This window comes from Vibrio sp. 10N.222.55.C6, assembly GCF_041473395.1.
In the GTDB taxonomy this organism is placed as follows: domain Bacteria; phylum Pseudomonadota; class Gammaproteobacteria; order Enterobacterales; family Vibrionaceae; genus Vibrio; species Vibrio crassostreae_C.
The window spans coordinates 267,669-280,729 of sequence record NZ_JBFRSD010000002.1 but is presented as its reverse complement, the minus strand read 5'-3'; the positions used below and the strand labels follow the sequence as shown (position 1 = coordinate 280,729).

Annotated in this window: 8 protein-coding genes; 6 read left to right on the top strand and 2 right to left on the bottom strand. The window is 45.9% G+C overall.

The window, feature by feature from the left end; translation table 11 throughout:
* Window positions 1–116 precede the first annotated feature (116 nt).
* Window positions 117–1,889, bottom strand: coding sequence for an aspartate--tRNA ligase (aspS, locus tag AB4486_RS02925; protein WP_017630636.1), 1,773 nt, complete (start codon window positions 1,887–1,889; stop codon window positions 117–119).
* Between the two features lie 280 nt (window positions 1,890–2,169).
* Here aspS and AB4486_RS02920 point away from each other — a divergent pair, with 280 nt between their 5' ends.
* The 6 genes from AB4486_RS02920 (at window position 2,170) to AB4486_RS02895 (ending at window position 8,689) form a co-directional block, all read left to right on the top strand.
* The gene (locus AB4486_RS02920; protein ID WP_372116445.1) at window positions 2,170–3,075 is read left to right on the top strand and encodes a DUF72 domain-containing protein; all 906 of its coding nucleotides are present in this window, start codon (window positions 2,170–2,172) and stop codon (window positions 3,073–3,075) included.
* A 139-nt stretch (window positions 3,076–3,214) separates the two neighbouring features.
* Window positions 3,215–3,943 (top strand): carboxy-S-adenosyl-L-methionine synthase CmoA, encoded by a 729-nt coding sequence (gene cmoA / locus AB4486_RS02915; RefSeq protein ID WP_017062083.1) that lies wholly within the window; start codon window positions 3,215–3,217, stop codon window positions 3,941–3,943.
* A gap of 238 nt (window positions 3,944–4,181) precedes the next feature.
* Complete coding sequence (cmoB, locus tag AB4486_RS02910; protein ID WP_009846365.1) at window positions 4,182–5,153, top strand: tRNA 5-methoxyuridine(34)/uridine 5-oxyacetic acid(34) synthase CmoB; 972 nt, start codon at window positions 4,182–4,184, stop codon at window positions 5,151–5,153.
* 288 nt (window positions 5,154–5,441) lie between these two features.
* The gene (locus AB4486_RS02905) at window positions 5,442–6,182 is read left to right on the top strand and encodes an ATP-dependent zinc protease (RefSeq protein WP_372116443.1); all 741 of its coding nucleotides are present in this window, start codon (window positions 5,442–5,444) and stop codon (window positions 6,180–6,182) included.
* 17 nt (window positions 6,183–6,199) lie between these two features.
* On the top strand, window positions 6,200–7,705 hold the full coding sequence (locus tag AB4486_RS02900) for an inactive transglutaminase family protein (protein WP_372116441.1): 1,506 nt from the start codon (window positions 6,200–6,202) through the stop codon (window positions 7,703–7,705).
* Window positions 7,706–7,708: 3 nt separating this feature from the next.
* The gene (locus AB4486_RS02895; protein WP_026084277.1) at window positions 7,709–8,689 is read left to right on the top strand and encodes an alpha-L-glutamate ligase-like protein; all 981 of its coding nucleotides are present in this window, start codon (window positions 7,709–7,711) and stop codon (window positions 8,687–8,689) included.
* Window positions 8,690–8,798: 109 nt separating this feature from the next.
* Here the strand turns inward: AB4486_RS02895 and fdhF are convergent, their stop codons facing one another.
* Window positions 8,799–13,028 (bottom strand): formate dehydrogenase subunit alpha, encoded by a 4,230-nt coding sequence (fdhF, locus tag AB4486_RS02890; RefSeq protein ID WP_372116439.1) that lies wholly within the window; start codon window positions 13,026–13,028, stop codon window positions 8,799–8,801.
* Window positions 13,029–13,061 lie beyond the last annotated feature (33 nt).

Below are 13,061 nucleotides of genomic sequence, written 5' to 3'. Positions count from 1 at the left end.
ACATGCTTTATGAGCTTAGTATATCGAACGCAAAAAAAAATGCCCGTCAAATTAACGGGCATTTTATTGTTCTACTGCGAAACTAAGTTCTTTAGAAAGTTAGGCTAATCGTTTGATTAGTCTTCTTTCTTCGCTAGTTTAACTGCAATTGCTAGCTCTTCCAGTGATGCTGGGTTCGCTAGGCTTGGCGCGTCTGTTAGTAGACATGCTGCAGCTGTTGTTTTCGGGAATGCGATAACGTCACGGATGTTCTCTGTACCACAAAGTAGCATCGCTAGACGGTCAAGACCGAATGCTAGACCAGCGTGCGGTGGAGTGCCGTATTGAAGAGCATCTAGTAGGAAGCCGAACTTCTCTTGTTGCTCTTGTGCTTCGATACCTAGGATACCGAATACAGCCGTTTGCATTTCTGCGTTGTGAATACGTACAGAACCGCCGCCTACTTCGTAGCCGTTGATTACCATGTCGTATGCATCAGAGTTTGCTGCTGCTGGGTTCGCTTTTAGCTCTTCCGCGTTCACACCTAGTGGCGATGTGAATGGGTGGTGCATTGCGTGTAGGTTACCTTCGCCGTCTTCTTCGAACATTGGGAAGTCAACAACCCACAGTGGAGCCCATGCAGATGTGTCTGTTAGCTCTAGATCAGTACCTAGTTTAAGACGAAGTGCGCCCATTGCTTCAGCAACGATGCCCGCTTTGTCTGCGCCGAACAGAATGATATCGCCAGATTCAGCTTGAGTGCGATCTAGAATACCGTTGATTACGTCTTCGCTTAGGAATTTAGCAACTGGAGATTGAATACCTTCCATGCCTGCTGCACGGTCGTTAACCTTCATCCATGCTAGGCCTTTCGCGCCGTAGATGTTTACGTGTTCTGCGTAACCATCGATTTGCTTACGAGTTAGCTTAGCACCACCTGGTACACGGATAACCGCTACACGACCTTTTTCGTCGTTAGCTGGGCCAGAGAATACTTTGAACTCAACGTCTTTAACTAAGTCAGCAACGTCCACTAGCTCTAGTGGGTTACGTAGATCTGGCTTATCAGAACCGAAACGACGAATCGCTTCAGAGAAAGGCATTACTGGGAATTGACCTAGTTCAACATCTAGAAGCTCTTTCCACATATCGTGAACTAGCTTTTCAGTGATGTTACGTACTTCTTGAGAAGACATGAACGATGTTTCGATATCGATCTGAGTAAATTCAGGCTGACGGTCAGCACGTAAATCTTCATCACGGAAACATTTAACGATTTGGTAGTAACGATCAAAACCAGACATCATCAGCAGTTGTTTGAACAGCTGAGGAGATTGAGGAAGCGCGTAGAAGCTGCCTTTGTGAACACGGCTTGGTACTAGGTAGTCACGAGCACCTTCTGGCGTCGCTTTAGTTAATACTGGCGTTTCGATGTCTAGGAATAGGTTCTCATCAAGGAAACGACGAACGAAGCTAGAAGCGCGTGCACGAAGCTTGATACGGTCGCTCATTTCTGGACGACGAAGATCGATGTAACGGTACTTAAGACGCTGCTCTTCAGAGTTCGTTTGGTTGAAGTCTAGTGGAAGCGCTTCTGAACGGTTGATGATCTCTAGACCCGTCGCGTAAAGCTCTACTTCACCAGTAGCCATGTCTTTATTTACTTGGCTGTCAGGACGAACACGTACTTCACCAGTAAATTTGATACAGAATTCATTACGCAGTTGGTTAGCGATCGGGAAGATATCTTTCATATCTGGATCGACAACAACCTGAACGATGCCTTCACGATCACGCATATCAATAAAGATAAGACCGCCTAAATCACGGCGACGGTTTACCCAGCCGCACAATTCTACAGTTTGTCCCGCCAGGGACTTGTTCAGGTTACCACAGTAATGGGTACGCATAATGAATTTCCCAATCTCTTAATTATTTACTAATTTCCAAGCTGTCAGTGGTCATTCCACACAACAGAGCAAAGAAACATTTATACGCGGAAACTCGCTTAAAATCGACCTTCCACATTCGAATTTATTGTGTTTTATCTGGCTTTGCTGCTTTTTAGCCCACCAAGTGCGCAAAGATTCATCAAAACCGAAAAAATTGCGATAATTATATCTCGAAAGTACCTTAATCAGCAAAACTCTCGTACAGTTGATTTTCATTTCGATTAAAAGCAGTAATGTGATGACTAATGGTGCAAAAACAATGGACACTTTACCTTTAAGACTTGGATTAACCATGTGGTCTCACTCTGAGTGGCAAAGTCAGTTCTATGGTAAGGGAACAAAGCCTGCCGAACGCTTGGAAAAATACACCCAAGTTTTCCATACCGTTGAGGGCAACACCACCTTTTACGCTACGCCAAGTATGTCTACCGTTCACAATTGGAAAGCCGCCAGTCACGATGATTTCAAGTTCACCTTCAAATTGCCCAAATTCATCACCCACCAGCAACAACTGAGACACTGCCAAGCCGAACTCAAAGAGTTCTTGATGACGATGTCGCCACTGCATGACCGTATTGGTCAATGGACGATTCAGCTGCCGCACAGTTTTGAGCCCAGCATGCTGCCTGCCCTACAAAAGTTTTGCACCTTATTCCCAAAAGATATGCAGCTTGGCGTCGAAGTTCGACACTTAGGTTTCTTTGATAAGGGCGATGCGGAAAAACGCTTCAACCAATGGCTGGTTGAGGAAGGCATCAATCGCATCATTATGGACAGCCGCCCCGTTTTCTCTGCGCCACCCACCACAGAAGCGGTGATCGATGCGCATCAGAAAAAACCGCGTGTTCCTGTTCATGCAATTGCTACCGCCAATAACCCGATGATTCGATTTATTGGCCACCCTGACCAAGCGCCTAACATCGAGTTTTTTAAGCCTTGGTTTAGCAAAATTCCAAGCTGGCTCAGTGAAGGAAAACAACCGTATTTAATGATTCACACCCCAGACAATAACCATGCACCTGAACTCGCAATGGCTATTTACGAGCTATTGCAAAAGCAAGTATCTGAAAATACGTCATTAATATTGCCCGATCTTGCTCAGTTTCCAGCTCAGAAAGGCAACCATCAAATCTCGATGTTTTAAGTCCTCTTGAACATCTGGTCGCAATCCTAAGTAGTAATCTCAGTTTTCGTGACAGCAGTCCTTTTTTTACGTAAAATACGTCCCCTTTTATTTGGTACGAATTTTGTGCCAATTACGCTGACTGTCGAGAGAGAATGCCATGAGCAACACAGACAATATCTTTTCCGCTCCTATTGATAAAATTGGAGACTTCACCTTTGATGCAAGGGTTGCTGAAGTATTTCCGGATATGATTCAACGCTCGGTGCCTGGTTATAGCAACATCATCTCCGCAATCGGCATGCTGGCAGAGCGCTTCGTAAAGCCGCATTCAAATATTTACGACCTTGGTTGTTCTCTAGGTGCAGCAACGCTTTCAATGCGTCGCCACATCCAACAAGAAGGTTGCACAATTTTCGCTATCGATAATTCAGAGGCGATGGTTGAGCGCTGTAAATTGCACGTTAACGCTTACCGCAGTGACACGCCGGTAGAAGTGATCGAAGCCGATATTCGTGAAGTAGAAATCAAAGACGCGTCTGTTGTGGTGCTTAACTTTACGCTGCAATTTTTGTCTCCAGACGACCGATACGCTTTGCTTGAGAAAATTCACGCAGGCTTGCGCCCTGGCGGCATCTTAATCCTGTCAGAAAAATACGTCTTCGAAGACGAAAGCTCAAATGAACTTCTTATCGACCTGCACCATGATTTTAAGCGTGCTAACGGATACAGCGAGCTAGAAGTGAGCCAAAAACGTAGTGCGATTGAAAACGTGATGCGTCCTGATTCTATCCCTGTGCACAGAGAGCGCTTTGATAAGATTGGCTTCTCAAGCAGCGAAGTGTGGTTCCAGTGTTTCAACTTTGGTTCGATGTTTGCTATTAAATAGTCTAGCTAAGTGATACTGAATGATACCCGTCATTCCCTACTGTGAGGGATAAACGTGATAGGGAATCTCTCTTTTTAGCTTTACCTTAATCACTAGTATTTTTATGAGTGTCGAGCGACTCAGAAAGCGCCCCTTAACAAAACACTCTAGCATCTATTTATAGATCCCCGATGCACTCGTCGACTCGCGTTCGAGGATGACGATAGTATCGAGTAATAAAATTTAGGAACTTGTTCTAATGTTTAATTTTGCCAATTTTTATCAACTTATTGCCCAAGATACTCGCCTTCAGCCGTGGCTAAATGTTCTTCCTCAACAGCTGACGGATTGGCAAAATGCAGAGCACGGTGACTTCGACCGCTGGTTACGTGCATTGAACAAGATTCCACAAGGTGTGCCTGACCAAGTTGATCTGAAAAACTCAGTGACCATTGGCAGCTCTACACCGTTCCACACGGGTGAACTGAAAAAGCTAGAAAGCTTATTGAAGACTTTCCACCCGTGGAGAAAAGGTCCTTATACGGTTCACGACATCCATATCGATACAGAGTGGCGCAGTGACTGGAAATGGGATCGTGTGCTTCCACATATATCTCCATTAAAAAACCGTTCGGTTCTCGATGTAGGTTGTGGCAATGGTTACCACATGTGGCGCATGCTGGGTGAAGGTGCTCGCTTAACGGTTGGTATCGATCCTTCCCACCTATTCTTGGTTCAGTTTGAAGCAATTCGTAAGTTGATGGGCGATGACCAACGAGCTCACCTATTACCTCTAGGTATTGAGCAGCTCCCAAAGCTAGAAGCCTACGACACGGTATTCAGCATGGGCGTGCTTTACCATCGTCGTTCACCACTGGACCACTTGATTCAACTGAAAGACCAATTGGTGTCTGGCGGTGAACTGGTTCTTGAAACCTTGGTGATTGAAGGCGATGAAAATGCAGTTCTGGTTCCTGTTGACCGTTACGCGCAGATGAGAAACGTGTACTTCTTCCCCTCTGCTCGAGCTCTGAAACGCTGGCTTGAACAGGTCGGCTTTGAAGACGTGCGCATCGTGGATGAGAATGTCACGACAATCGGCGAGCAACGCACGACAGAATGGATGACACACAACTCTCTACCAGATTACTTAGACCCGAATGATCCAAGTAAAACGGTTGAAGGTCACCCAGCACCAAGACGTGCCATTCTTGTGGCGACCAAGCCATAAATGTGATGCCCGAAAGCCATTATTTAGCCGATAACAGAGTAATGGCTTTTTGGTGGCTACAGCGCCACCTTTTGCTTCGCTGTGAGCTTTCACAAAAATGCGCGCAAATTGAACAAAAATTGACTTATGCTTAATAAGTGAGCTATTTAAAATTACAATAATTGGCGTAGCGCTCACATTGCGATTCAATATGACCAGACTCTTACAATAGGATGCTTCACGCATCCTTTTTTGTGGGCTAAACTTCTAAATAGTCTGAACTATTCTCTAATTCTCAAAGGTTTTTTTATGTTTAAGCGATTATCGCCTATTGTGGCGGTTGGTTTGCTCTCTGGTTGTACTCTTACAAATGGTGCTACCTACCACCAAGAAACTCTCGACGCTATTTCCCGCTCAGAGACAAACATCGCAAATAAGGTTCAAAATCTTGAACTGCAAGTCAGTAATCAAAGTGATTACATTGAAAGCTTAGAAGACGAAATCATCACCCTTTCAAATCAGTTAGATGTTCATCTAACAAGCATGGAACACAAAGTCATTGAAGAGCTAGAGGAAGAAGAACCCGTGGCAGTTGCAGCGGCTCCTATCGCTCCTACCTCACAACCGACTATCCTTGGCGGAATCGAAAAAGTGTTTATCGACTCTATCAAGCAAAGCTTTGATGCGCGAGTGGATACCGGCGCAACAACCTCTTCTTTGAATGCCGTCGATATTAAAGAATTCGAACGAAATGGTAAGAACTGGGTTAAGTTCCACCTAGAAGACCAAGGACAAGCGGCAGAAGACCAAAAATGGATTGAAGCGCCTGTTGTACGTTATGTGAAAATCCGCCAATCAACGAATGATCAGACAGAACGTCGAGCTGTGATTGAATTATGGGTTAAAGTTGGAAAAATCCATGAAAAAGCGCAATTTACATTGGCGGATCGCTCTCAAATGAGTCACCCTGTATTACTAGGGCGCGAGTTTATCAAAGACATAGCGCTAGTAGATGTAAGTAAAAAGTACGTACAAACGGAAGTTAAATAACAATAGTAGGGTAAGCTATGACGTCAAGAATTCCATTTTATATCTCTATATTCCTGCTTATCGTGGCAGGCATAACACTGAGTATGTTCAGACATACGACCTACGGTGTACCTTGGACTCCAGGGGAAACCAGGCAGGTTTGGGACGTTGAAGCTCGTATTGAGTTCAACGCAGTAGGCAAAGAAGCAAAAGTTTCCTTAGCGGCTCCTCATACTCAGTCTAACTACACACTTATCGGCGAATCGGCTTCATCACCAGGTTACGGTATTTCTTACTTAAATACTGAGTCAGGTCGTCGTGCAGAGTGGTCTATTCGTTACGCAGATGGCCCTCAAACCATCTACTACAAGACACAATTCCTAGTCGACAACCAAGCTAAAGTGAACGACACACCACCAGAAGGTGAAGTGGTTCAACCAAGCTTCGACGGCCCGGAAGAAGCGGCGTCTCTTGCATTGATTGATAGAGCGACAAAACGTTCTGCAGACAATATCACTTTTACCCGTGAGCTCATCAAAACACTTAATGATCCAGACAGCCAAAACTCAGCGCTGATTCTGAACAACATGACCAAAGTGGAAGCGACACACAAGCTACTTTCAGCAGCGAAAATACACAACAAAGTGGTTGGTGTTATCGAGCTAGAAGATGGCCGTCGTCGTCAATCAATTCAGAACATGATTCAGATTTGGGATAACGATGAGTGGATCCTATTCTCTCCTGAGTCCAGCGAACAGCAAGTTCAACCAAACCTACTTATCTGGGACGAGTCAAACGTTTCTCTACTGGATGTAGTTGGCGGTCAAAACAGTAAAGTTCACTTCTCTATGATTGCTCAAGAGGTTTCACCAACTGAAGCAACCAATAGTAAAGTCTCTGCTGATCAGCTGTTAAACCTATCGATTCATAGCCTACCGCTAGAAGAGCAAGCGATGTTTAAAACCATCATGCTGATTCCTATCGGTGCACTTATTGTTGTGTTCTTGCGTGTCATCATCGGTTTGAAAACGTCTGGTACCTTCATGCCAGTTCTGATTGCGGTGGCCTTTGTTCAAACACAACTGGTAACGGGTATTGTTGGCTTCCTACTGATCGTCGGTACGGGTCTTATTATTCGAAGTTACTTATCCAAACTCAACTTGCTACTGGTAGCCAGGATATCCGCCGTAATCATTACGGTAATCATGATTATCTCCGTGTTTACCGTGGTCGCGTTTAAAGTCGGTCTGACTGAAGGTCTATCGATTACGTTCTTCCCAATGATCATCCTATCTTGGACTATCGAACGTATGTCTATCCTATGGGAAGAAGAAGGCGCGAAAGAAGTAATGCTACAAGGTGGTGGTTCTCTATTCACTGCGGTTCTTGTTTACTTAGGCATGACTAACCCGTTCATTCAGCACTTAACGTTTAACTTTATTGGTTTACAGCTTGTTATTCTAGCGACCATCTTGCTACTAGGTAACTACACAGGCTACCGTCTAACTGAGCTTCGTCGCTTTAAACCGCTAGCGGAGGACTAAGTTATGTTTGATCAGTTTACTTCACCGTTTAGGTTGAAAGACAAAGGCATAATGGGAATGAACAAGCGTAACCATAGTTACATTGGTCGCTACAATGATCGTTCCAAGTATCCACTCGTTGATGACAAGCTTAAGACTAAGATCATCGCTGAACAGGCTGGCGCTACGGTGCCAAAGCTGATTGGCGTTATCGGTCACCAAGCTGAAGTAAAAACAATCCACAAGATGGTAAAAGAGTGGCCGGGTTTCGTAATCAAGCCAGCTCAAGGTAGTGGTGGTAAAGGCATCCTTGTTGTGACATCTCACAAGGATGGGGTTTATACCAAGCCATCAGGTTCGACTATCAATGAAGAAGACGTAGAGCGTCACATCAGTAACGCTCTTGCAGGCCTTTTCTCACTTGGTGGTAAGAACGATGTAGCGGTAGTTGAAAACCTCATTAAGTTTGATGAGTGTTTCGATGGCTTCAGTTACGAAGGTGTGCCAGATGTACGAATCATCGTATTCAAGGGCTACCCTGTTATGGCGATGATGCGCTTATCTACTTCAGCTTCAGACGGCAAGGCTAACTTGCACCAAGGGGCTGTAGGTGTAGGTATTTGTATTGCGACGGGTAAAGCCGTTCGTGCGGTTCAGTTTGACCACCCAGTCACTCACCACCCAGATACGGGTAAAGAGTTGGCGCTACTTCAAGTGCCGCATTGGGAAAAACTGCTAACACTGGCATCAAGCGCTTGGGAAATGACGGGGCTTGGCTACATGGGTACTGACATGGTTCTAGACCAAGAAGAAGGCCCAATGGTACTTGAGCTTAACGCACGTCCAGGTTTGGCTATCCAAATCGCGAACGGTGCTGGTCTGCTTCCTCGATTGCACCATATTGAGAACCTTGGTACGCCGGCTGAATACCCGAAACCTGCAGAGCGCGTGGCATACGCAGCTAAGCAATTCGGTGTTCACGGTAACGAGATTGTTCCGAACTGAGCTATTTGCTAACTAGGTCACTTGATACCTAATAGAGCTCAATAAATAAGCCGCATAACTCTGAGAGTTACGCGGCTTTTTAGTATCTGCCATTTGTTAACGAATTGGGCTAAGCCTCTGTCGCTTCAATTTCAGGCTCACGAATCGGATCAATGCGCACTGCCGCAACCTTAAACTCAGGGATCTTGGCATGCGGATCGGTCGCCGTTGTCGTCAAACGGTTCACAGGAGACTCCACGAAATGGAAGGGAATAAACACCACACCTTTCTGCATTCGCTTGGTTACAAAAGCCGCGATTTCAATTTCACCACGACGTGTTGAGACTTTAAGCATCTGACCATTCGAGATCCCTAACGCTTCAGCATCATGAACACTGACCATCGCACGTGGCCCAGCTAAGTTATCCAGCCCTTTAGTTTTACGCGTCATGGTTCCGGTATGGAACTGCTCTAGAATACGCCCAGTCGTTAATACTAACGGATACTCTTCATCCGGAAGCTCAGCAGCGTATCTAAACGGAATCGCCTCCATTTGACCACGCCCACGGGTAAATTGGGTCTGGTGCATGATACGTGTGCCATCAGGGTTGTTCTTATTACTTGGCCATTGCACGCCGTTCACCGTAATGTTCTCCCAACGTAAACCACCATACTGTGGCGTGACACGCGCTATCTCATTGGTGATATCAGCAACCGAGTCATATTCCCAATTGCCGCCCATCGCATTAGCCAACATTTGGATAATCACCCAATCTTCTTTCGCTTCACCTGGAGGCAATACCGCCGGGTTAATACGCTGAACACGACGCTCGGTATTAGTAAAATGACCAGACTTCTCAGCAAACGAGCAAGACGGTAGCACCACATCGGCATATTGAGCGGTTTCGGTTAAGAAAATATCTTGAACCACGAGGAAATCTAACGCTTCAAGACCTTCAATCACATGCGCTTGGTTCGGGTCACTCAGCACTGGGTTCTCGCCCATTACGTACAGACCACGAACATCTCGATGACACGCTCCATCAATAATTTCGGTCAACGTTAAGCCTGTTTCAGCCGGTAGGTCAGAAACACCCCACTCCATCGCGAATTTTTGACGAACCATTGGGTTGTACACTTTCTGATAACCCGGAAGGTTATTTGGCAATGCGCCCATGTCACACGCACCCTGAACATTGGATTGACCACGTAATGGGTTGATACCGCCGCCTTCAATTCCGATATTGCCACACAAGAGCTGTAGGTTAGCGATTGATCGAACGTTATCGTGACCAGTGGTATGTTGCGTAATGCCCATCGAGTAGTACACCGCTGTACGCTCTGCAGTACCAATCAATCGCGCCATTGCGAAGATGTCTTCCGCTTTAACGCCAGTCACTAGTTCTACTTTGTCTAGCGAATAACTTGGTGACATTACCTCTTGAAGCAAGGTATCAAAGCCATCCACACGGTCTTCGATATACTCTTGGTCGTACCAACCGTGTTTGATGATTTGCTGCATCACACCATTGATCAACATTACATCAGTACCCGGTCGGTGCGCTAAATAAAGTTCAGCATGGTCAGCAATATCGATTCGTTTTGGATCGGCAACGATCAATCTCGCTCCACCATGTCTCACAGCTTGCTTGATATGCGAGCCAATAATTGGGTGTGCTGACGTGGTGTCGGAGCCAATAATAAAGATCACATCTGAGTGCTTGATGCTTGGAATATCATTGGTCATCGCCCCGCTACCTAGCGAAGCCTCTAAACCAGTAACAGTAGATGCGTGACAAAGGCGCGCACAGTGATCGACGTTATTGGTACCGAGTTCACGACGTATGAATTTTTGGAAGGCATAGTTATCTTCATTGGTGGTTTTCGCCGACGAGAACCCCGCTAAAGCGTTACTGCCAAAGCCTTGCTTAATCGCAGTAAACTTCTCGGCAATAAGCTTAACTGCCTCATCCCAACTTGCAGGTTGCAACCAGCCATCTTTACGAATTAATGGTGTGGTTAAACGCGCATCGCTGCCCACAAAATCGAAGCCAAATCGTCCCTTAACACACAACATGCCTTCATTAACCGGAGAGTCTCCGCCTTCGATATAGCGAATTTTGTTTTTCTGCTCATCGATATGCATGGTTAACTTACAACCCACACCGCAATAAGTGCAGATGGTATCGACTTTCTTGAGTACGTCTGTGTCTCCCTGCTTTCTGTCGCGAGCATCGACCATTGCACCGGTTGGACACGCCTGAATACACGATCCGCATTGAACGCAGTTTGAGTCGCCCATTAAGGTCTTGTCCGCCCCAAAGTTAGGACGACATTCTGGTCTTGATGCAGGTTTGCCATCCGATTGGTTCATGAAGCTTAGAACGCCATGAACATTCTGTTCTCGACACGCTTGGATACACTGGCCACAACTAATACAGCGGTTAGCGTCAAAGATAATGAACTCAGAACTGTCATCGACCGGAAATTTTTGTCTTGTTAACCCGACCTTCGCTTCTTCAGCACGAATCGCCTGCCAACTCTCATTCGAAGCCACATCGATTTTGTATTCAGGATGGGTTTGCGTTGCTTTGTATTCAGTCGAGTAGTCTCGTAGGTCGCAATCTGTATTAGCTTGGCAGCCACACTCTAAACATCTTGCAGCTTCAGCGATTGCATCGGCATTATCAAACCCTGTTTCTACTTCATCGAAGCTTTGTTCACGCTGTTCGGGCGTTAGCTCAGGCATGATCTTGCGCGCCATGCGTTGTATAGATTTGTATTGCTCAGGATCCACCGCTTTGAGCTGTTTGTGCTTTCTTGAGTTAAACGGTTTAGCCGGAATATTTTCCATATCACCATGGAAGAAGCGATCGATCGCTTGTGCAGCAATACGCCCATCCCCCACCGCTTCGACTGCAGTTGCAGGGCCGCGTCGGAAATCACCAATACTGAAAATATTTCCGGTTCCGGTATGCATGGTTTGTGGATCAGCATCTGCGGTATTCCAACGAGTAAGAGGAATATCAATTGCTTCATTGTCCATAAAACTCAGATCAGGCTTTTGTGACACGGCAGCAATAACCGTATCAAACGCTTCAACAAAGAACTCGCCCGTTGGTTTAGGGCTGCGACGACCTGAAGCATCAGCCGGACCCAAAGCCATACGCTCTAATCGTATTTCTGATACATGACCATTTTCATCGGCTATGTTTGCTGCCGGGTTGGTTAAGAAATGGAACTTCACACCTTCATGCTCAGCTTCTTCGATTTCGTAATCTTCTGCAGGCATCTCATCTCGAGTACGACGATAAATCAGCGTAGTATCCGCGCCATCACGCACCGCTGTTCGAGCGCAGTCAATCGCGGTATTACCGCCACCAATTACTGCGACCTTTTTACCTGTGACATACTGCTGATCGGTCACGTAATCTTTCAGATAATCGACACCCAAATAACAACCGCCGAGTTCACTACCCGGGTAATTCATTTCAACCGCTTGTGATGCGCCAACGGCTAAACAAACCGCATCAAAATCGTTACTTAAATCAGACAGTGTAAAATCAACACCGAGTTTTTTACCGCACTCAACCACCATTCCGTTGCGACACATCAACTCGATTTCTTTATCTAGAATCGACTTAGGTAAGCGATATTCAGGGATACCGTAACGCAGCCAACCACCCGCTTTGGGCATCGACTCATAGACACTGACTTCATAGCCTTCGTTAGATAGGTAATAACCCGCCGTAAGCCCACCGGGGCCACTACCAACAATAGCAATGCTCTTGCCTTTATTTGGTTTCTTCGCTGGCATGTAGCTCTCTTGAGCCGCTAGATCCGCATCGGCAGCGTGTCGTTTGAGTTGGCGAATCGCAATGGATTCATCGACCAAGTTACGACGACATTCGGTTTCACAGAAAGCAGGACACACACGACCAATTGAAAGCGGCATTGGCAATGTCTTTTTGATCACTTCAATCGCTTTAATGTGATCATTTTGAGCAATATGGTGCAGGTAAGATTGGATGTCGACCCCAGCAGGACAGGCTGTTTGGCATGGCGCCTCACAGTCAGCGTAGTGATCGGTCATGATGCGATTCAACGCTTCTTGTCGATGATTCGTTAACTGTTTTGACTGAGTGGTAATATTCAGCCCATTAGACACTTCAAGCTCACAAGAGCGAGTAACACCAACGCCATCAACTTCCACAACACACAAATCACACGGCACTTTATCCGCTGTTTTATTCAAACCACATAAAGATGGGATTTCCAAACCACATGTTTTTGCCGCTTCAAGAACGGTTTGTCCTTGCTCGACGATTCGATATTTCCCATCAATAACGATTTGAATCATACCTAAGTCCTACCTTTACCTTTCGCACACGCG

Excerpts from the sequence above, each read along its gene's own strand:
- AB4486_RS02920 (WP_372116445.1), top strand. The coding sequence starts at position 2,170 with ATGACTAATGGTGCAAAAACAATGGACACTTTACCTTTAAGACTTGGA.
- cmoB (WP_009846365.1), top strand. The coding sequence starts at position 4,182 with ATGTTTAATTTTGCCAATTTTTATCAACTTATTGCCCAAGATACTCGC.
- AB4486_RS02905 (WP_372116443.1), top strand. The coding sequence starts at position 5,442 with ATGTTTAAGCGATTATCGCCTATTGTGGCGGTTGGTTTGCTCTCTGGT.
- cmoA (WP_017062083.1), top strand. The coding sequence starts at position 3,215 with ATGAGCAACACAGACAATATCTTTTCCGCTCCTATTGATAAAATTGGA.
- AB4486_RS02900 (WP_372116441.1), top strand. The coding sequence starts at position 6,200 with ATGACGTCAAGAATTCCATTTTATATCTCTATATTCCTGCTTATCGTG.
- aspS (WP_017630636.1), bottom strand. The coding sequence starts at position 1,889 with ATGCGTACCCATTACTGTGGTAACCTGAACAAGTCCCTGGCGGGACAA.
- fdhF (WP_372116439.1), bottom strand. The coding sequence starts at position 13,028 with ATGATTCAAATCGTTATTGATGGGAAATATCGAATCGTCGAGCAAGGA.
- AB4486_RS02895 (WP_026084277.1), top strand. The coding sequence starts at position 7,709 with ATGTTTGATCAGTTTACTTCACCGTTTAGGTTGAAAGACAAAGGCATA.